This window comes from Burkholderia sp. Bp8984 (assembly GCF_003853755.1).
Lineage (GTDB): Bacteria > Pseudomonadota > Gammaproteobacteria > Burkholderiales > Burkholderiaceae > Burkholderia.
The window spans coordinates 169,027-189,096 of the sequence record NZ_QTQN01000001.1; the positions used below are offsets into that span (position 1 = coordinate 169,027).

General features: G+C 67.7%; 20 protein-coding genes. 5 read left to right on the forward strand and 15 right to left on the reverse strand.

Annotated features, from left to right (window positions below; genetic code table 11):
* Positions 1–458 precede the first annotated feature (458 nt).
* The 4 genes from DID98_RS00695 to DID98_RS00710 form a co-directional block, all read right to left on the reverse strand.
* Positions 459–1,661, reverse strand: coding sequence for an MFS transporter (locus DID98_RS00695; protein ID WP_124519576.1), 1,203 nt, complete (start codon positions 1,659–1,661; stop codon positions 459–461).
* A 141-nt stretch (positions 1,662–1,802) separates the two neighbouring features.
* Positions 1,803–2,828 (reverse strand): DedA family protein/thiosulfate sulfurtransferase GlpE, encoded by a 1,026-nt coding sequence (locus tag DID98_RS00700; protein WP_124519578.1) that lies wholly within the window; start codon positions 2,826–2,828, stop codon positions 1,803–1,805.
* A 188-nt stretch (positions 2,829–3,016) separates the two neighbouring features.
* Positions 3,017–3,523: a cupin domain-containing protein gene (locus DID98_RS00705; protein ID WP_124519580.1), complete on the reverse strand. Its 507-nt coding sequence runs from the start codon at positions 3,521–3,523 to the stop codon at positions 3,017–3,019.
* A 288-nt stretch (positions 3,524–3,811) separates the two neighbouring features.
* Positions 3,812–4,282, reverse strand: a complete 471-nt coding sequence (locus tag DID98_RS00710; protein ID WP_124484858.1) for a universal stress protein — start codon at positions 4,280–4,282, stop codon at positions 3,812–3,814.
* Positions 4,283–4,672: 390 nt separating this feature from the next.
* Between DID98_RS00710 and DID98_RS00715 the strand changes: the two genes are divergently transcribed.
* Both DID98_RS00715 and DID98_RS00720 read left to right on the forward strand, forming a co-directional pair.
* Entirely contained in the window at positions 4,673–6,715 is a 2,043-nt protein-coding gene (locus DID98_RS00715) for a PAS domain S-box protein (RefSeq protein ID WP_124519582.1), read from the forward strand.
* The gene (locus tag DID98_RS00720; protein WP_124484860.1) at positions 6,712–7,359 is read left to right on the forward strand and encodes a response regulator transcription factor; all 648 of its coding nucleotides are present in this window, start codon (positions 6,712–6,714) and stop codon (positions 7,357–7,359) included. Before DID98_RS00715 ends, DID98_RS00720 begins: the two co-directional genes overlap by 4 nt.
* Before the next feature lie 69 nt (positions 7,360–7,428).
* On the opposite strand, the gene DID98_RS00725 is transcribed toward DID98_RS00720, so the two are convergent.
* From DID98_RS00725 to DID98_RS00760, 8 genes are all read right to left on the reverse strand, one after another.
* Positions 7,429–7,833: a lysozyme inhibitor LprI family protein gene (locus DID98_RS00725; RefSeq protein WP_124484861.1), complete on the reverse strand. Its 405-nt coding sequence runs from the start codon at positions 7,831–7,833 to the stop codon at positions 7,429–7,431.
* 218 nt (positions 7,834–8,051) lie between these two features.
* Positions 8,052–8,762: a hypothetical protein gene (locus tag DID98_RS00730; protein ID WP_124519584.1), complete on the reverse strand. Its 711-nt coding sequence runs from the start codon at positions 8,760–8,762 to the stop codon at positions 8,052–8,054.
* A gap of 217 nt (positions 8,763–8,979) precedes the next feature.
* Positions 8,980–9,309 carry a DUF4148 domain-containing protein gene (locus DID98_RS00735; RefSeq protein WP_124484862.1) on the reverse strand — a complete coding sequence of 110 codons (330 nt, stop codon included), beginning with the start codon at positions 9,307–9,309 and terminating at the stop codon, positions 8,980–8,982.
* A gap of 295 nt (positions 9,310–9,604) precedes the next feature.
* A complete protein-coding gene (locus DID98_RS00740; RefSeq protein ID WP_124519585.1) occupies positions 9,605–10,480 on the reverse strand; it encodes a PilZ domain-containing protein in 876 nt (291 codons plus the stop codon).
* A gap of 78 nt (positions 10,481–10,558) precedes the next feature.
* The gene (locus DID98_RS00745; protein WP_185500284.1) at positions 10,559–13,099 is read right to left on the reverse strand and encodes a penicillin-binding protein 1A; all 2,541 of its coding nucleotides are present in this window, start codon (positions 13,097–13,099) and stop codon (positions 10,559–10,561) included.
* A 196-nt stretch (positions 13,100–13,295) separates the two neighbouring features.
* Positions 13,296–14,303, reverse strand: a complete 1,008-nt coding sequence (gene lhpH / locus DID98_RS00750; protein ID WP_124484865.1) for a trans-3-hydroxy-L-proline dehydratase — start codon at positions 14,301–14,303, stop codon at positions 13,296–13,298.
* A gap of 60 nt (positions 14,304–14,363) precedes the next feature.
* Positions 14,364–15,485 (reverse strand): branched-chain amino acid ABC transporter substrate-binding protein, encoded by a 1,122-nt coding sequence (locus DID98_RS00755; RefSeq protein WP_124519484.1) that lies wholly within the window; start codon positions 15,483–15,485, stop codon positions 14,364–14,366.
* A 121-nt stretch (positions 15,486–15,606) separates the two neighbouring features.
* Entirely contained in the window at positions 15,607–16,344 is a 738-nt protein-coding gene (locus DID98_RS00760; protein WP_124484867.1) for a FadR/GntR family transcriptional regulator, read from the reverse strand.
* Between the two features lie 262 nt (positions 16,345–16,606).
* On the opposite strand from DID98_RS00760, the gene lhpI reads away from it, so the two are divergent.
* The 3 genes from lhpI (at position 16,607) to DID98_RS00775 (ending at position 18,931) form a co-directional block, all read left to right on the forward strand.
* Complete coding sequence (gene lhpI / locus DID98_RS00765) at positions 16,607–17,542, forward strand: bifunctional Delta(1)-pyrroline-2-carboxylate/Delta(1)-piperideine-2-carboxylate reductase (protein WP_124519589.1); 936 nt, start codon at positions 16,607–16,609, stop codon at positions 17,540–17,542.
* Positions 17,543–17,726: 184 nt separating this feature from the next.
* Positions 17,727–18,134, forward strand: a complete 408-nt coding sequence (locus DID98_RS00770; RefSeq protein ID WP_124484869.1) for a response regulator transcription factor — start codon at positions 17,727–17,729, stop codon at positions 18,132–18,134.
* 17 nt (positions 18,135–18,151) lie between these two features.
* Entirely contained in the window at positions 18,152–18,931 is a 780-nt protein-coding gene (locus tag DID98_RS00775; RefSeq protein WP_044843072.1) for a helix-turn-helix domain-containing protein, read from the forward strand.
* Positions 18,932–18,951: 20 nt separating this feature from the next.
* Here DID98_RS00775 and DID98_RS00780 read toward each other — a convergent pair whose 3' ends face one another.
* From DID98_RS00780 to DID98_RS00790, 3 genes are all read right to left on the reverse strand, one after another.
* The gene (locus tag DID98_RS00780; protein ID WP_124485073.1) at positions 18,952–19,305 is read right to left on the reverse strand and encodes a metal ABC transporter ATPase; all 354 of its coding nucleotides are present in this window, start codon (positions 19,303–19,305) and stop codon (positions 18,952–18,954) included.
* Between the two features lie 169 nt (positions 19,306–19,474).
* Positions 19,475–19,714 carry a UDP-glucose 4-epimerase gene (locus DID98_RS00785; RefSeq protein WP_124519488.1) on the reverse strand — a complete coding sequence of 80 codons (240 nt, stop codon included), beginning with the start codon at positions 19,712–19,714 and terminating at the stop codon, positions 19,475–19,477.
* 16 nt (positions 19,715–19,730) lie between these two features.
* A complete protein-coding gene (locus tag DID98_RS00790; protein WP_124519591.1) occupies positions 19,731–20,021 on the reverse strand; it encodes a DUF1488 domain-containing protein in 291 nt (96 codons plus the stop codon).
* Between the last annotated feature and the right edge of the window lie 49 nt (positions 20,022–20,070).

Genomic DNA, 20,070 nt, shown 5'->3' on the forward strand with positions numbered 1-20,070 from the left:
GATCTGGCCTTTCACGGAATACGCCCGTGCGGCCCGCGCGACAAGGCTGTGCGCGTGGCGGGCGGCAATGGGATCAATCGCTTTCGGCGCGAACGAACGCGCGTCGAATGTGCGCAATCAAGCGCACGCAATATGCAGGCGGGATTATAAGAATAATCGGATGTTTCGCGCCAGCCGATTTTCCCGGAAACGGGAAGCGTGAGATCGGAGGCGAAATCGGCACGTGCGCGGCATCCCGCGCACGATTTACTTCGATAACGGCCGGACTGTCGACCCTGTCGATACCCGTCAGGCTCGATCCGGTCGATGCAGCGAGATTACGATCGCCCCGCATCCGGGTTCGAGCGCCTGCCCCGCCCCGGTCACGATCACGTCCGGGAATGCAGCGACTTCATCTCGCACCACGCCGAACACCGGTTTCGCGTCGCCAGCGCCGTATTCCTTGCGGTACCGCCGCGTCAGTCCGAAACGCGCGCAGTCGCTCGCGGCCGGCCGGCGCCAACGGCAATGACCACGCCACCCAGTATCGCCATGCCGATCGAGGTCAGCGTCACGACGAGCGCAACGCGCCCGTGACCGGAAAAGAGCCCCACAAGCAGCCCGGCAAGCGGCTGCGTCGCGTTATTCAGCAGGACGATGACGCCCGTCGTCTTGCCATAGTCCCGAGGGGGAATGATGGCCTGCCGGGCGCTGCGTATGTACACGTTGAACATCTTGTCGAAACCGATGACCAAAAGGAAACCGGCGACGTACATCGCAATCGAACCGGCCATGCCCATCGCGAGGCCGCCAGCCGCGATCGCGACGAATGCGACGATGCCGAGCCGCTCGCGCGCCACCTCGATACGCGCGACGAACAGCAGGACCGCGACTGTCGCGACGGCACCCGTGACCTGCAGTCCGGCATAGAAACCGCCGGACTGCCGAAACGCACCGGTGACCATCGCAGCCGACGTCGCAAGTGTCGTCCCGATCACGAGGTTTTCCGCCGCTGCGAGCAGGATCAGCCGCAACAGCCCCGGCAGCGTGACGACATGCTTCAGCGCCACACCGAACGGTGCATACCACGGCCCCACCGGGTGTTCCGGAGGCGCAACGCGTGCCGTGCTGGTCCGTTGCCAGACGAATGCCAGCAAATCCGCCGAGACAAACAGCAGCGCCGCGGAAGCGACAGCCCACTCCCAGTCGCGATACCCAAGCAGCGCCGCCGCGACGATCGGTCCAAGCACGACGCCCAACTGATCGGCGAGCTGCGTATAGGACAACACTTTTTCGAAGCGCTGCTGCGGAAAGATCTGCGGCAGCAACACCTCACGAGCGACGAGACCTTGGCTCGTGAGTGCGCCGCATACGGCGGACAATGCGATCAGCCATCCGATTCCGCTCCAGGCGACATAGCCGGCGATGCCGATCACGCAAGCGACGGCCCGGCTGGTCTGGCTCGCTCGCAGCACGCGGATCGGTGACACACGGTCGCTCAGTGCGCCACAGACCGGAAAGGCGATGAATCGCGGGAACGCCTCGACGAAAAAGGCGAGCCCGGACCACGTCGCTTTCCGAGTGACCTGAAAGACGACGAGCGGCACCAGAAAGAGCAGCATCTGGTCTGCGAGCCGCGACAAAAAGAAAGAACCCAGAAAGGCCGGCTGATCGACGCGCATCCCGCGTATGCCCCTGCAGATTTATTCCACCTTCACGACGTGTTGGCAAAGGGACTGATCCGCTTGGGCTGTTCGGGACCACACACGAATTGGGTGCACGCTTCGGACACTTTCCGTCATGAACGGAATCCCGCGCACGACTCACTTCGACAACGTCGCGCGCACCGTATATTCGCCTGCGAGCGCCGCATGTTCCGGCCGCACGAAATACCTCGATGAATCGAGATCGGCCGGCAGCGGCTCGACCGGATAGCCGTGCTTCTCCCACGCGTCGAGGCCGCCCTTCAGCGCCTTGATGTTGTGCAGCATCTTCTTGCGCTGCATCTTCGCGATCAGGCGCTTCGCGGTCGCCTCGTTCGGGCACACGCAATACACGACGATCGGCCGCTTCAGCAGCTCCGGATCCAGCAGGTCCGGCGAATCGAGATCGACCGGCACCGCACCGGCAATCCGGTACGGCTCGCGTTCGCGAATCGCGCGCGGCCGCGCATCGAAGATCAGCGGCGGCTCGTTCGACGTCATCATCTCGACGAGTTGCGGCGGGGAGATGCGCACTTGCGCGAGGTAGCGGCGGAACTGCACGCGGCGCACCCAGCGGTACAACAGGAACGTGATGAAGATCGCGAGGAACGCGTCGAGGATCGTGCCGCCGCTCGCGCGCACCCACAGCACGAACTGGACGATCTGGTCGTGCACGGCCGCGCCGCCGATGAGCCAGAACGCGGCCCACAGCGACGCGCCGGCCAGATCCCAGAACAGGAACACGCCGACGCCGATCGCGGTCGTGCCGAGCAGCGGCGCCGACACGAGGCCGAGGCCAGGGAGGAATTTGGAGAGGACGAGCAGCGGCGCGCCGTATCTTTCAAATACATTACGCGCGAAGCGCAGCGTCGTGTCGAGCGACAGCGAGAATCGCACGAGCCCGTTCAGCAAGCGCCGGCCGCGCGTGCGGCCCATGAAGAACCACAGCGAATCGGCGAGCATCGCCGCGCCGATCGCCGCCACGAACATGCTCGCCCAGGACGCCTGCCCCATCGCCGCCATCGTACCGCCGAGGATCAGCATCGGCACGGCCGGCACCGGCACGCCGAGCTGCGTGATCAGTACGCTCGCGAACACGGCCCACGGGCCGAGCGACGAGGGAATCGCGATGGGAAAGTGCCACACGGCGGCGCTCCTGGAAGACATGCGGTCCGTGCGACGGGGGCGGCCGTCGATACGGCAAGCAGCGATCGCCGCGGCACCTCCGCGGCCGATCCTGCACCACCGTGCATTCTAAACGGGTTTGGCCGCGGCCGCGCGGAACGGCTGCCGTCGAAGGCGGCTCGGTGCGGCCGGCATGGCCGCCGGCACACTCATGCGTCGGAGCGCTGCGCGAGCCCCGCGACGTATTCCGCATACTCGGGGAATGCGGCGGCCAGCGCCGTCGCGTCCGCGAGTTCGAATTCCGCAAACTCGAACCCCGGCGCAACCGTGCAGCCGACGAGCGCGACGTGCTCCGGCGACGCGCAGCGCGCGCCGAACCAGCGCCCGGCCGGCACGACCGCCTGGAATACGGTGCCCGGGTGCGTGAGCGGGTTGCCGAGCCGGTGGATCGTCAGGCCGTCGCGCTCGTCGAGCACCCACACTTCGAGCGGATCGCCCGCGTAGAAATGCCAGACCTCGTCGGAACGGATCCGGTGCCACGACGAATACGCGCCCTCGCACAACAGGTAATAGATCGCGGTCGACGCCGCACGCGACGCGCCGTCGGCCGGACGCACGACCGTATCGGCCGCGCGGTAGGTTTCTCGGAAATAGCCGCCCTCGGGGTGCGGTTGCAGATCGAACTGTTGAATCACGTCGGCGGCGGAGATCGGCATGGCGGATGACGTCGATGAAGGAGTGAACCGGACACGCAACGCGCGGCCCGTCCGATCGACGATGCGATCGACCGGCGTCGCGTGCCGCTGCGTCGATCGCCGCGGCCATGCACGCGGCGACCGGGTCGCGCGCGGAACGCGGCGCGCGACGATGAAGCGAACGCCGGTCGATGCTGCCAGAAGTGCAGGCCACGATGCAACCGGCGCACCGTCGAACCCACATCACGCCGGCGCCCGCGCGGCAGCCCCTGCCCGCCGCCGCTCACGCGTCGGTGCCGTACCGCCCCGTCACGCGGTCGCCGCCGCGGCCGGCTCGTCGTGCCGCACCAGCAGCACGGGCCGGTCGGCCGCGCGCAGCAGCGATTCCGCGACACTGCCGAGCAGCAGCCGGCGCAGGCCGTGGCGCCCGCTCGTCCCCATCACGATCAGATCCGCGCCGACCTCGGCCGCCGTGCGCATCAGCACTGCGGCAACATCCTCGCCGTACGCGTCGATCGCGCGTACGGTGCCCGCCACTTGCCGCTGCGCGAGCGCCGCTTTCGCGTCGTCGAGCACGGGCGTCGCCGCAGCGGTTGCCGCCGCGTCGCCATCGCGTTCGGCCGCAAATCCCGCATCGACGTCGACGAGCTGCGGCCGGTGCTCGACGACATACGCGCACGTGACCTCGCCGCCGGATGCCGCCGCGATCCGGATTGCCTCGTTCAGCGCGAGACGCGCACTCGGGCTGCCATCGAGCCCGACGAAAATCCGCTTGTACATGGTCCACCCTCCGACCGGGCACCCGTCGCGCATCGCGCATACGGCGTCCCCGTCACCGCAAGCCGGCCCGATGCCGGCTCGCCTGCCGAACAGTCTGCCCCACGTGCCGACGCGCCCGTTGACGCGCGTCAAATGCGGCCGGGACGCCCGCTACACCGCCCGGCTATCTCATTTTTAGCTGACCCTATTACAAAAAACGCGTAAAACGCGCACAATTTCATCTTGAAAATAGACGTCGCACGCGGCCGGTGCGAGTTTTTCCCGGTTTTTCCCGGTTTTGCCGCGCTGCCCGCGTGCCACGGGCGGCCCCGACACCAGAATGGCCATCGAATGACCACCGCCAGTGGAACCCCGTCGCGTGACGCCCGAGGGCCCGCGCGTTTCCAGATCATGTTACGCCAGCCGCTCGCGGCTGGCGTCGTTACGCTGTTCGCCGGCGCGGCGCTGTCGCTCGGCGTCGCGCTGCTCGTGCGCGAGCAGTGGCAAGGCGCCGTCCATACGCGCTTCGAACGCCGCACGACGCACGTGACGGCGATGCTGCGCCACGAGCTGCAAGGCAGCGTCGCCGTGCTCGAAAGCGCGCGCGGCGCATTCGCGCTTGCGCCGCAGATCACCGCCGAGCAATGGCGCCGGTATGCCGACACGCTCGATCTCGACAGCGGGCGCTCGCCGATCCGGCAGCTCGGCTATGCGCCGCTGTCGACCGCGGCGCGCAGCGCCCTCGCCGGCCACGCGCCGATACCAGCCGGCCCGCTCGCGGTGGCCACGCTCGTTGCGCCGGCATCGAGCTCGGCCGGCGTGCGCTTCGGCGCGCCGGACCAGGCTCCGCTGGCGCACGCGCTGCGGACCGGCGATATCGCGCTCGGCATCCATCCGGCCGACAACGATACGTCCCGCGATGCGCGCACCCTCACGCTGTTCGTCCCCGCGACGGCTTCGTCGCGCACGGCCGTCGCCCATGACGCCGGCGCGGACGGCGTGCTGTTCGCGGAAGTGAGCCCGAATCGCCTGGTCGAGCGCGCGCTCGACGCGGAACGCGGGCTCGACCTTCGGATGAGCGCGGGCGACGATCCGCACCCGATCGCGAGCGCCGAGACGACGACCGACGAAGCCTCCGCGTCACCCGACCTGATGCGGCGCACCGACCAGCTGAATTTCGGCGGAACCGTGCTGAAGCTCGCCTATTCCGCGGACGGCCGCCCGAGCGCGACCGGCGCGCAGCGCGCGGCCGGCACGGTGCTCGCCGCGGGGCTGATTGCGTCGTTCGCGTTCGCGGCGCTCGTCCATGCGCTGCTGCGCGGCCGCGCCGGCCACGCCGATACGGGCGCCAGCAGCCGCGGCATCCTGAACGAGGCGCGGATGATGGGCATCATCCGTTCGTCGATGGAAGCGATCATCACGATCGACGAGAAGCAGACGGTGGTGATCTTCAACCCGATGGCCGAACAGGTCTTCGGCGTGTCGGCGATGGAAGCGATCGGCGCGCCGCTGTCGCGCTTCATCCCCGAGCGGTTTCGTGCCGCGCATGCGAAGCACGTCGACCAGTTCGGCGTGACGGGCGTGTCCGAGCGGCAGATGGGCCGCCAGCGCGTGCTGTTCGGGCTGCGCGGCAACGGCGAGGAGTTCCCGATCGAGGCGTCGATCTCGCAGATCCGCGATGCGTCGGGCAAGCTCTATACGGTGATGCTGCGCGACATCACCGAGCGGCAGCGCGCCGAGAATGCGCTGAAGCAGTCGCGCCAGGAACTGCGCGAACTCTCGGCGAACCTGCAGAACGTGCGCGAGGAGGAAAAAACCCGCATCGCGCGCGAACTGCACGACGACCTCGGCCAGCAACTCACCGCGCTGAAGATGGACCTGTCGGTCATCGAGCAGCAACTGCGCACGCCAGAGCATGCGCAACCCGAAGTCGGCGTGCTGTCGCACCTGCAGGGCATGCGCCGGCTGATCGACGCGACCGTCGCGTCGGTGCGGCGCATCGCGGCCGACCTGCGCCCCGTGATGCTCGACGATCTCGGCCTCGTGCCGGCGATCGAGTGGCTCGCGAACGACTTCACGAACCGCTACGGCATCGACGTCGAGCGCCACATCGAAACGGGCGGCCTCACGTTCACCAGCGCGGGGGCGACCACGCTGTTCCGGATCGTCCAGGAAGCGCTGACGAATGTCGCGCGCCATGCGGACGCGACGCGCGTCGCGCTGCGCCTCGACATCGAGGAAGGCTTCTGCGTGCTGCGCGTCGCGGACAACGGCCGCGGCGCGGCACCGGTCGGCACCGCCCATGAGGACAAATCTTTCGGCCTGATCGGCATTCGCGAACGCGCACACATGCTGGGCGGCAGCGTGACGATCGACACCGCGCTCGCGCGCGGCTTCTCGATTACCGTCGCATTCCCGCTCGGTTCCGTACAACAGGAAACCACCCTCACATGATCAAGGTGCTCATCGCCGACGACCATACGCTCGTGCGCGACGGTCTGCGGCACATCCTCCAGAACGCCACCGGATTCGAAGTGGCCGGCGAAGCATGCGACGGAGCGTCGACGATCGCGCTCATCCGGTCGACGCCTGCGCAGGTGCTGGTGCTCGACCTGTCGATGCCGGGCCGCAACGGCGTCGAACTGATCAAGCAGATCAAGGACGAGAAGCCCGCGCTGCGCGTGCTCGTGCTGACCATGCACGCGGAACAGCAATACGCGGTGCGTGCGTTCCGCGCCGGTGCGTCGGGTTATCTGACCAAGGAAAGCGCGAGCGCCGAACTGGTCGGCGCGGTGACCAAGGTGGCGTCGGGCGGCGTCTACGTGAGCCTCGCGATGGCCGAACAGTTCGCGCAGAGCCTGAACGAGCCGGCCGAGACGCTGCCGCACCAGCGGCTGTCCGATCGCGAGTTCGACGTGTTCCGCCGCATCGCCGCCGGGCAGACGCTGACCGAGATCGCGCAGGCGCTGTGCGTCAGCGCGAAGACGGTCAGCACCTACAAGACCCGGATCCTGGAAAAGATGCAGATGCCGCACGAAGCGGCGCTGGTCCGCTACGCGCTGCGGCACAAGCTGCTCGACGAAACGGACGACGTCTAGGCGAACGGGCCGGCGAACCATGACGGCCGAGTGATGTGCGCTAGAAGCTGGCCGGACGTCGCGCAGCCGTTACTTCGCCGGCACCGGGCACGCGAGATCGCCTTCCTCGCAGGACAGATAGCCCTTCAGCGTCTCGGTGCGGGTCTTGGTCAGATCGTCGAGGCACGTCGACACGACCATCGGATAGGCGCTGCCGCCTTCGGCATTCGCGCTGGAGAAGTTGCATTCGGCATCGCGGTAGGCGATCCACGCGCGCTGCGCGTTCACGAGTTTCTCTGCGAGCGGCTTCGCATCGCGCAGGCGCGCGGTGACAGCCTGGTAGGTGCGGTTCAGCTCCGCGTCGGATTTCTTGTACGCGCGATCGGCACATGCCGTCATCGCCGCCTGATCCGTCGCGTCCGCGCAATTCGCCTGTGCGTGGGCAAGGTTCGCCGTCAGCGCCAGCGCGCACAGCAGACCGGTCAAGACACGCATGGATGCTCCTGTTTGTTTTCGTTGAAGTCGTGGAACGTGATGCCGGGTTGGTCGCGCATCGGCCGCTGCGCCACGGCGACACCGATCGCGATGCTAGCGCACGCGCAAACGGTTGTCAGCGGGTGTCGGACTGAAGCGTGGGATTCGTTTGACGGAACGACGGTGCACGCACCGAAATCAATGGTTCAAGCGCCGTTCGGCGGTGCGGACAAAAGCGGTCAGTAACGGTACGCGTAGCCGGTTCCGATGCGTTCCGCCTTCAACGCGCTCACACTACCCGACAGGCCGAGCAGTTTGAGGATCTTTCTGGTGCGACGCCCGCTAATCAATTCGTCCCGGTAGGCCAGCAACACCAGCAGAGCCACAACCAGCGCCGACATTATCAGCACGAACGGCATCAACTCGAAAAACTCGCCCCAAGCGGGCAGTGCGAATGCATAAAGTACGGCTTGTCCAAAAAATAAAAACAAAGTCACCCCGAGGCAAACGTAAAGCATGGACTTGTTGAAAACGGGTTTCAGGCCTTCAGGGCAAGGCGGCCTGAATACGACCAGTCTCGCCTGCGGATTATTGACCGCCATCAGCAATCCGCTTTTATCGAAAACAGCGTCCACATGCCCGCCATTCTCGAACGAGAGAGTGTCGAACCAGCCTTTGAGCGCTCGCCCGCCGACCTCCATCTCGATCCAGTAGCCTTCGGCCGGTTCGGGGCAATTTCGGTCGGAATCGTGCACCGTTGCACTGGCTAGTGCCATACCGCCTTCGCCAATGGACGCAAGCAACACAGGAGCGAGCTCCGTTGCCCTTTCCTCGAACTTGCGCAACTTCGATGGCGAATACTTCTCGATCGAGTAGCGCAAATTTGATACCGTTCCGCTGACCGAATACAAGCGCATCGCTTTCCCGTTGATTGAAGCCGTCTCGTCCATTCCGCAGGAATCTTACTCTACCGATGCAACGTGAAAAGATCCCTGTCAGGCATCGCATTCGACAGGGTTTGGCACGGGACCGACTCCCGCGTCCTCCTGATGATCGAGAGGGGAACGCCGTCGTGCCCCAATGAAAAAAACCCGCCCTCGAGCCGAGTGCGGGTTTTTTTATTGCGGCTTCGCTGGCGGTCGCAAAGGCCGCCGCGGCGCGACAAGCTCAGTGACCGAAGTACACCGACGAACGATCAGCTGCGGCCGGCACGGTCACGCGCTGGCCCGACTGCGACGTCGCCGCCGGGTTCGCGCCGTAGCCCGTTGCATCAGCCTGCGCACCGGTGTTCTGGGCTGCCGCGATCTTCGCCTGTGCGGCCTGGATGTTTTCCGGATAGTTGATCCAGTCGTTCGGGTTGTAGCCGGCCTTTTCCAGCTGGGCCAGTTCGGCACGCACTTGCGCGCGCGTCAGCGGCTGCTGGTTCGATTGAGCGAACGAGACGACCGGTGCGGCCACCAGAGCGGCCAGTGCAACTGCCTTGATCAGCGATTTCATGATGCGTTACCTCCAGATTTGTCTTGTCAGGCGCTTCGGACTGGGTAGTCGTTGCGCATGAGTGAAAGTCTAGGCGGCACGGCTATCAGGGTAAATACTTAAATCGCAAATTCACTGTTGACCGAAACCGTACAATTGCCGCGCATTCGATCGAATCATCAGATGATTATGGCCGCATCCGCAGCCAATAGGCTCTGCGCGCTCTCGCCCGGCTCGCGCGGTGCGGATCGATTCACCGGGCCGTGGACGACCGCCCAGAGGTTGCCACGTTTGCCCCGCTTCTCCGTTCGACACCTCAGCGGACCTGCTCCGCCTCCACCGCCCCCGACGACAGGTCGAACAGCAGCGCCTTGAGGCGCATCCGGTCGGCGGCAGCGACTTCGTCGAACGCCGCGTGGTGAAGCGTCCAGCCCGACCCGGCCGGATCGGCATGCACCGCACGCACCGTCCCGTCGAGCGTCAGCAGCGCGACACGGTCCTCGTCCGCATACGGCAACTGCACGCGCAACGGCTCGCCGGCCGCCGCGAGCGGCCGGTCGAGCGCGATCGACAGTCCGTTCAGGCTGAGATCGCGCACGATCCCGATGCCGTCGGCCTGCGCCGGCCCGCCGGTGCAGCGGGCCGCGATCCGTACCGGCACGCGCGGCTCCGCGCGCGTGCGCAACCGGTCGACGAAGCCCGGCGGCGACAGCACCATGAACGGCGCGGCGCCCGTCGCCTGCACCGCTTCGACCGTCGCACCGAAGCGCGACACGGCCGACCGGCCGATCGCGACCGCCTCGACGTCGTCGCCGCGGGCAAACTCGAGCACGACCGCCGGCTGCGGCTCGACGAACAGCGCGCCCGATGCGCCGACCCCGATCAACCGGCAGCGCTGCAGCACGCGGGTCGCGCCGACCCGCCGCCGGATGCCGATCGCGGCGCCGGCCGACAGCCCCATGCGCGTGGCCGCCGGCACGGTGTCGTGCGCCGGCGCGGCAGGCTCGGCGTCATCGCGCCGGCGCACGGGCCGGAAGTGATCGAACAGGAAGTCATGCTGCGCGGGATCGCGCAGCGTCGTGCCGGCGGGCAGCAGCGCGGCGCCGCCGGCATCGTAGAGATCGAAGCGGAGCGGGACGCCGGCGGAGATGTCATCGCGCGCGAGCGCGACGTGATCGGTGATGAGCCGCATCGGAAAGGCGCGGAGCGACCGCGCGAGCTGTCGTGACAACGTTATTACGGCAGCCTCGCGCGAAATCTGAACGGCTCGTTACTCCGAACCGCTGGTCGCGTCGGGTGAAGCCGGTGTCGGCGCCGGCGTTGCGGAAGGCGCGACGGCCGGGGCGGAGCCGAGGCCGCCACCGGCGTTGCCCGGGCTCGTCGCATTGCCGCCCGCCGCCGCCGGCTGCGCGACCGGCGGTTGCGACGCCGACAACGCAGCGGCCGACGCCGCCACCTCGGACGCGGGCACCCATTCCTCGACGATGCCGCCGGATGCCGCCTCGGGCGCCGACGCGCCGGATGCGGCCGACGCCGCGGCTGCATCCGCCTCCGGCTCGCGCTCGATACGCTGCGTCCTGACGGGCGCCGCCGCCTGCTTCGGCTCGGGCCCGAACCAGCCGTCGACCAGGTCCGTCACCCGTTCACGCACCGAAGCGAACCAGCCGGGCGACGGTTCGGTGTCGAATTTCAGCTTCGTGTCGACGATCCGGGCGCGTTGCGCGCGCTGGAAGAAGTCGCCGACGATCGGCAGCGCGCTGTGCGCGCCTTGCCCCCAGTAGTCGCTGCGCAGCGTCACGCGGCCGTCGTCGAAACCGACCCACGCGCCGGCCACCAGCCCGGGCTGCATCAGGATGAACCAGCCGTCCGCGTTGTCCTGCGTGGTGCCGGTCTTGCCGGCCACGTCGCCGCGAATGCCGAAGCGCGTACGGATGCTGCTGCCGGTGCCGCGCGTCACGACGCCGCGCATCACGTCGAGCAGCGTCTTGTCGGTTTCGGCGTCGAGCGCGCGCTCGGGCGGCGCCGGCGCGTATTCGGCGAGCACCTCGCCCCGGCGGTTCTCGATGCGCGTCACCATTTGCGGCTCGACGTACAGCCCGCCGTTCGCGATCGTCGCGTACGACGCGACCATCTCCTTCAGCGTCACGGGGCTCGTGCCGAGCGCAAGCGACGGCACGCGCTCGAGCGGGCTTTCGCGCACGCCCATGTCGCGCGCGAACCGCGCCACGGCCGCCGGACCGACCTTCTCCATCACCTGCGCGGTGATCCGGTTGCGCGACAGCGCGACCGCGTCGCGCAGCGTCATCGGCTTGCCCGTCGGCGGCGCGTCGTCGCTCGGCCGCCAGATCTCGCCGCCCTTCAGCGGAATCTCGACCGCCTGGTCGATGAAGGTGTCGTCCGGCTTCATCCCGTTCGCGAACGCGACGCCATAGACGAACGGCTTGAAGGTCGAGCCCGGCTGACGCCGCGCCTGCGCGACGTGATCGAACGGCTCGTTCGTGAAGTCGCGGCTGCCGACCCACGCGCGAATCTGCCCGTCGCGCGGATCGATCGCGACGAAGCCGGCCTGCACGTCGGTCTTCGCCTTGCACAGCGCGCGCATGAAGCCGCGGTCGGCGGCGAGCTGCTTCATCGCGGCCGCATCGTTCTTGCCGGCGTCCTGCGCGGCCTTGTATTCGGGCGACTCGCGCATGAAGGTGCGGAACACCTCGTTGTCGGTGCCGCAGCCGTCGCGGCCGCTCCACGCATTGTTCGCGATGCCCTGCAGCTGATTCGCCTGCAGCGTCAGCGCCTGGGTCGCCATCTGCTGCAGACGCGAATCGATCGTGGTGCGCACGATCAGCCCGTCCGAATAGATGTTGTAGTCGTTGCGGTCGGCCCAGCCGATCAGCCATTTGCGCAGTTGCTGCGCGAAGTGCGGCGCGGGCCCCGGCGGCTCCTTCTGGCGCTCGAAGTCGATGCGCAGCGGCCGGCGCTGCAACTGCGCGAACTGCGCCGGCGACAGCTTGCCGTACTTCACCATCTGGCCGAGCACCGTGTTGCGCCGCTGCAGCGCGCGCTCGGGATTCAGCACCGGGTTGTAGTAGCTGTTGCCCTTCAGCATCCCGACGAGCGTCGCGCTGTCGAGCACGTCGAGCTCGTCGGCCGACTTGTCGAAATAGGTGCGCGCGGCCATCTCGACGCCGTACGCGTTGTACAGGAACGGCACCGTGTTCAGGTAGGTCTCGAGGATCTGGTCCTTGCTGTAGACGGCCTCGATCTTCAGCGCGGTGATCGCCTCCTTCATCTTGCGCGTGAGCGTCGGCGCGCGGCCGATCTCGTCCGGATACAGGTTGCGCGCGAGCTGTTGCGTGATCGTCGAGCCGCCCTGGCGGCTGCCCGAGAACGTATGGAGCGCGGCCGACGCCGTGCGCTTCCAGTCGAGACCGTGATGCTCGTAGAAACGATGGTCCTCGGTGGCGATCAGCGCGTCGACCATGTGCGGCGAGATCTGCTTGAGCGACACCCATTCGCGGTTCGACGGCTTGAATTCCGCCAGCACCTTGCCGTCGGCGGACAGCACCTGCGCCGGCTGGTCGACGCGCGCCTTGCGGATGTCGCCGATGCCCGGCGTGAACGGAATCAGCACCAGCACGTACAGCAGGAACAGCGCGGGCACGGCGGCAGCCGCGCGCAGCACGCCGCGGCGCGTCGGATGACGGAGATGGTGCCAGGCGCTGGCCAGGACACGCTTGACGAGCACGGCGGCAGCGGCCGCGACGGGTTGGGCGCGCGCGACCCATTTGGCACTGAGGTCACGCACTGACGACACGTTTCGGCGATTCACGCGGGTGGGGGATCTGCTGGAAAGGCTGCATCGTACCAAAACTCGCGCGGCCCACCGGCCGGCGGCCGTCCCGGGCCTGCGCGAACGGCGTCCGGGCGTGCGTTTTTACAACAAAAAAAGGCGCGCGCCCCGCAACGGGGCCGCGCGCCAAGCCTGGTACAACGGTGCCGTGCGCCGCTGCTCAGCGCACGAGAAAACCGTAGGTCAGCGGATCGCGCTCGTCGACGATCCAGTTCGCGAATCCGCAGATGTGCGCGCTGCCCTCCACTTCCGGGATCACGGCCGGGATGTCGCCGACCGTCGTCTCGCGCAGCACGCGCCCCTTGAACACGGTGCCGACGATCGACTCGTTGACGAGCGTGTCGCCGGCCGCGAGCCGGCCGCGCAGGTACAACTGCGCGACGCGGCCGCCGGTGCCGGAGCCGGTCGGCGAGCGGTCGACCTCGCGATCCGCGAACACGCAGCAATTTGCCTGCGTCGAGCCCGGATGGCGCGGCGCGTTCGCGATGATCGTGCCGTAGATATGGTTGATCTCCGGAATCTCCGGATGCACGACCGGATATTTCGCGTTCGCGGCGGCTTTCACTTCGGCGCCGAAGCGGATCAGCTTCTCCACGGCCGCCTCGCGCACCGGCAGGTCGAACGGCGCGCCGTCGACGTAGAAATAGAACGCGCCGCCATACGCGATGTCGCCGGTCACGGTGCCGAACGACGGCGTGTCGACCGACACGTCGCGCTGCCAGATGAACGACGGCACGTTGACGAAGCGCACCGGCCCCGCGTGCTCGCCGTCCCATTTCACGAACGCCTCGATGAAGCCGCAGGGCGCGTCGATGCCGACGCGCGTCTCCGGCACCGTGCGCTGCACCCAGCCGAGCTCGACCGCGGCGGTCGACAGCGCGATCACGCCGTGCCCGCAATGGTCGCTGTAGCCTTCGTTGTGCACGAAGATCACGCCGAAATCCGCGTTCGGCGACACCGGCTCGGTCAGGTAGCCGCCGTACATGTCGGCGTGGCCGCGCGGCTCGAACATCAGCGCGCGGCGGATCTCGTCCGCGTTCTCCTTGAGCCATGCGCGGCGCTGGACGATCGTGTCGCCGGGCAGGCGCGGCAACCCGCTCGTGACGATGCGGAACGCTTCGCCGCCGGTATGGACTTCGACGGTGGAAAGGGATCGGGAAATTTTCATGAAGATCGAATGCGTGAAGACGAACGACGGCGCACCGGCGCCGTCGTTCCGGTAACGGTTTTACTTCGCGTACGGTTCGGGCAGCCCGTTGCGGATCACGTAGACGCTGGTCGGCGCGCCCTTCAGGTCGCCGTGTTCGTCGAACGAATAGGTGCCCGCGACGCCCGCATAGTTCGACTTCGCCAGCTGCGCGATCAGCTTCGCCTTGTCGGTGGTCGTGCCGGCCTTGACCATCGCGTCGGCGAGCAGCTTCATGCCGTCGTAGTAGTTGACGCCGTAGACCTGCGTATCCGTGTGATAGGTGTCGTGGTACTTCTTCAGGAATTCGCGGCCGGCTGGCGTCTTCTCGAGCGCGACGCCGCCCTGCGCGCAATAGACGATCGACGCGGCCTCGCCCGCGACCTTGCCCATGTCGGCCGAGCAGATGCCGTCGCCGCCGAGCAGCTTCGCGCGCAAGCCGCGCTGCTTCATCTGCTTCGCCATCGGCGCGCCCTGCGCCGCATAGCCGCCGAGGAAGATCACGTCGGGATTGCTGGCCTTGATCTTGGTGAGAATGCCGAGGAAATCGGTGGCCGACGAGTTCGTGTACTCCTGGTCGACGATCTTGATCCCGTTCGCCTTCGCGACGTTCATGAACTGCTCGGCGACGCCCTGCCCGTACGCGGTGCGATCGTCGATGACCGCGGCGGTTTTCGCGTTCAGCGTCTTCGCGGCGAAGGTCGCCATCGTGCCGCCGAGCTGTTCGTCGCTCGCGCCGATCCGGAAGATGTTCTTGAAGCCCTGCCGCGTGAGTGCCGGGTTCGACGCGACCGGCAGCATCGGGACGCCTGCGTTGCTGTACACACGCGATGCCGGGATGGCGACGCCCGAGTTGTACGGCCCGAGCACCGCGACCACGCCCTTGTCGACCAGGTTCTGCGCGACCTGCACGCCCGCTTTCGGGTCGGCCTGGTCGTCGTCCGACACCAGCTTGAACGTGACCGTCTTGCCGGCCACCTTCACGCCCGCCTTGTTGAGCTCGTCGACGGCGAGGCGCGCGCCGTTTTCATTGTCCTTGCCGTTCGCGGCCTGCGGGCCGGTGAGCGGCGCGGAATGGCCGATCATCACGACTTCCTGCGCGTGCGCGGCGCTCAGCGCGCCGGCGGCAACGGCCACCGAGAGCGCGGTAACGAAGTGTCGCATGGTGTCTCCTGATTGGTTTTGTGTGAAACCAATGTAGGACACATGTGGTCACCATGCAAGCAATTTCAAAAAGTTTTTTGCGATTCTGGTCATTTTTTAGACCAGAATAAGGCGGCGCGCATTACTTCGGCGTGATGTCGCGACGCACGCGAAGAATGTGCTGCTCGACATAGAACGCGGCCGCATCGGCGTCGCCGGACACGATCGCCTCGTAGATCAGCCGGTGCTCGGACACGTAGAGCCGGATGCGGCCCGCGTCGTAGATGCCGTCGTCCTTCAGCCGCTTCCACAGCGGCTGGTCCATCGTCTTCGCGACTTCGTCCGCGATCTTCACGATCAGCGCGTCGCCGGTCATCAGCGCGAGCTGCCGGTGGAACAGCCGGTCGCTCTCGTTCCACAGCGCGCGCTGCTGCGGATCGTCGATGTCGGAGACGGTTTCCATCTGTGCGAGATAGCCTTCGGCGACGGGATCGGCGCGACCGTGCGCGGCCGCGAGGCGCGCGATCGCGGGCTCGAGGATGAGCCGCACGTCGAGCGTCGACGTCGGGCTGAAGTCGGCATCGGGCGCGCCTTCCGGGTCGCCGCGCTGCGCGAGTACGTCGAGCGGCGCCGGCACGACGTAGGTGCCCGAATTGCGCTTCGTGAACACGAGCCCTTCGTTCTGCAACGCGCCCAGCGCCTCGCGCACGGCCGGCCGGCCAACCTGGAACAGCGCCGCGAGTTCGCGCTCCGACGGCAGCCTGGAATCGGCCGCGTAGCGCCCCGCGCGAATCTCGTCGCGAATCCTTTCGGCGACCTGTTCGTAGATCTGCAGCGGCCGGAAACCGGCTTCGAGCGATTCGGGACGTGCGGACATCATCTGGGGCTCCTGCCCGGTCGGGTGGGGGATCGGGAATGCGTCGCACTATACCGGAGCGGTACCGGCGCCGGTGCGCGCGACGCCCATCTGGACGGATATTAGAACCAAAATCGGCCGTCCGCTGGCTTTTCCGGCTTGCCCGGTGGCCGGAAACTGGTATAGATTTGATCCAGACCGCCTGCCACCGCGACAGCCGGCCGCCTCCGTGGCGAGCGCGCGATGCGCCCGTCTCCCACGCCCACCGCCCCAACCGACCGACACGATGACCGCCCTCTCCCGGATTCCCTCTTTCGACGCCGCCGAAACGGCCGCGCTGCTCGACTACCCCGCGCTGCTCGCGACGCTCAGGCACACCGTCGACGAATACGCGGCGGGCGAGATCGTCAGTCCCGAACGCCTGGTCGTGCCGCTGCAGGCCGGCGGCGTGATGCTGTCGATGCCGTCGAGCGCGCGCGACCTCGCGAGCCACAAGCTCGTGAACGTGTGCCCCGGCAACGGCGCGCGCGGGCTGCCGACGATCCTCGGGCAGGTGAGCGCATACGATGCGACGACCGGCGAGCTGCGCTTCGTGCTCGACGGCCCGACGGTCACCGGGCGCCGCACGGCGGCCGTTACCGCGCTGGGCATCCAGGCGCTGCACGGCGCCGCGCCGCGTGACATCCTGCTGATCGGCACCGGCAAGCAGGCGGCCAATCACGCGGAAGCGCTCGCGGCGATCTTTCCGGACGCGCGCCTGCACGTGCGCGGCTCGCGCGCCGACAGCGCGGCCGCGTTCTGCGCCGCGCACCGCGCTCAGGCGCCGCAGCTCGCGCCGCTCGACGGTGATGCGATTCCCGATGCGATCGATGTCGTCGTCACGCTGACGACGAGCCGCACGCCCGTCTATCGCGAAGCGGCACGCGAAGGCCGCCTCGTGGTCGGGGTCGGCGCGTTCACCGCGGATGCCGCCGAGATCGACGCCGATACCGTGCGCCACAGCCGGCTCGTCGTCGACGATCCGGCCGGCGCGCGCCACGAGGCCGGCGACCTGATCGTCGCGCAGGTCGACTGGCAGCAGGTCGCGTCGCTCGCCGACGTGCTGCGCGGCGCCTTCGCGCGCGGCGGCCCGCTGCTGTTCAAGACCGTCGGCTGCGCCGCATGGGATCTGGCCGCGTGCCGCACGGCACGCGACGCGCTGGCCGCGCGCCGGCACGGCTGATTCGACGGCGGCGGCGACCGGCAACCTGCCGGTTGCACCACGCACGCCAGCCAGCGCGGCTCGGGCGTCGCCGCCGCCTTCCCGTACGCGTTGTAGGAATCGCCCTACAACACGTCGAAGCGGCCTACACAAACTTCCAGTTCAGCCGATTTCATTTTTGGCGGCGCAACACGATACTGCCGGCATGAATGCCAGCCTGTCACCCGCCGTCGCGCTCAGGGTGTTTCTCGTCGATCACGCCATCGCCGTCCGGCAACGGATCGCGCTGCTCGTCGGCGCGATCCGCGGCGTCGCGGTCGTCGGCGAAGCGGAAGACGGCCAGGACGCGTGGATGCACATCCGCAGCAGCCACGCGGACGTCGTGATCGTCGACCTGCGGCTCGCGGACGGCAGCGGTCTCGACCTGATCGGGATGCTGTCGAAGGCCACGCCGCGCGTCGTGACGATCGTGCTGACGAACCACTCGGCGGCGGCATTCAGAGAGGCATGCGCGGCGGCCGGCGCCGATTATTTCTTCGACAAGACCGCCGAATTCGACGCCGCATGCCGCGTCATCGAATCCCTGGTGCACGCTCGCGCGCACCACCCCTGATCGAGCCGGAGTGACTCATGTCTACCGCCACTGCCTGCGCCACCGCCCCGCCCGTCGCGCCTCGGCCAACGACTCCGCTTCGTGCGGTCGCGCGCACCGACGCCGTCAAAACCCCGGCCGCGCGCTGCTCGGGCTGCGCGATGCGCTCGATGTGCCTGCCGCCCGACCTGACTGCGGACGAGTACGGCCGCCTCGACGCGATCATCTGCTCGACCCGGCAGGTTCGCCAGGGCGACGCGCTGTTCCGCATCGACGACCCGTTCCACAGCATCTATGCAGTCCGTGCGGGCTCGTTCAAGACGGTGATGATGCATCGCGACGGCCGCGAGCACGTGACCGGCTTCCAGATCGCCGGTGAAACGCTCGGCATGGACGGCATCGGCAGCGGCCAGCACTGCTGCGACGCGATCGCGCTCGAGGACAGCGTCGTGTGCATCATCCCGTTCGGCGCGCTCGAGGCGGCGTGCCGCGAGATGAAGCCGATGCAGCATTTCCTCTACCAGATGCTGAGCAGCGAGATCGTCCGTGAATCGAGCCAGATGCTGCTGCTCGGCACGATGTCGGCCGAGCAGCGCGTCGCGCAGTTCCTGCTGAACCTGTCGGCGCGCTTCGAGGCGCGCGGTTATTCGGCATCGGAATTCAACCTGCGGATGACGCGCGAGGAAATCGGCTGCTATCTCGGCATGAAGCTCGAGACCGTCAGCCGGATGTTCTCGCGGTTCCATCGGGATTCGCTCGTCGAAACGCGCGGCAAGCGCGTGCGGATCCTCGACGCGCAGGCGCTCGCGCAGGTCTGACGCCCGACGCGCGGCCGGCGTCATTGCGCGGCCGCGCCCGTCGTGGCCGCATGCAGCGCGACCGCCTCGGGTTCGCCGGCCTGCCAGGCGGACAGCGCCTGTTCGGCTTGCGCGAACACGCGCTGTATCGTCTCGTTCACGTCGTCGCCGCTGCTGCCCGGCAGCACCGTCGGCGCGCGATCATGCATGAGCAGTTCGAGGCGTACGTCGTAGGTCCGACCGCCGTCGCCGGTCGTGCGCGACTCGATCGCCAGCAGGCATTCGTCGAACCGCGCGCGGAATCGTTCGAGCCGCACCAGCTGCGCCCCCGCCTCGCCTTCGAGCGCGGCGGAACCCGCGAATCCGACGCAGACGATCTGCATGCCCACGCCCATGTCGTTCCTCCTGACGCGGTCGCCGCTCGTCGACCGGATTGCCTGCCCCATGTTTCCCTGCCCTGCCCGCCGCGGAATCCGCCCGCACGCATGTCGCGCGGCGCGACGACGGATGCGGCGATCACTGCCGTGGCAGCATTGCCTCCGCGCGCCGTCGGCGCGAGGCGGTTCACATGCTGAACGTCTGCGACGCCTTCATTTCGATCCACGTCATCCCGGCCCGCAACCCTTCGATCGCGGCCTCGTGCTCCGTGGGATACGCATGACTGTGCTCGAACGTGTGGTGAAAGCGCGCCGGCCCGGTGCCGTGCTCGACCGACACACGGCAGCGGAACTCGCCGGATTCGCACTGTCGCGTCTCGATCTCGACCGACCAGTCGCGTTCATGAATCGTGCCTTGCAGTGTCATGCGTCCTCCTGCGGAATCAGCCGTCCATCCGGAAGTGACCGCTGTGCAGCAACACCGGCCGGCCGCCGATTTCGTCGAGCATTTGTCGTGCCTTCGCCTCGATCGCCGACCGGTGCGCATCGAACGCGTGCAGCAAATCCCGCTCCAGCAGCGACGGCGCACCGAAATGGTCTTCCAGTGCTTCGGCCGTGATCGCGCACTGCACGCAGCGGCCGTCGACCAGCGCCGAAAACGCGACGACCAGATCGCGCGCGCAATATTCGGGCGGTTCGGGTGGAAAGGCAATCTGCATCTGTCCGCCTGTCATCGTCGGGGCAATTCATGCCATGAGCATAGCGGCCCGCGGCACCGCACGC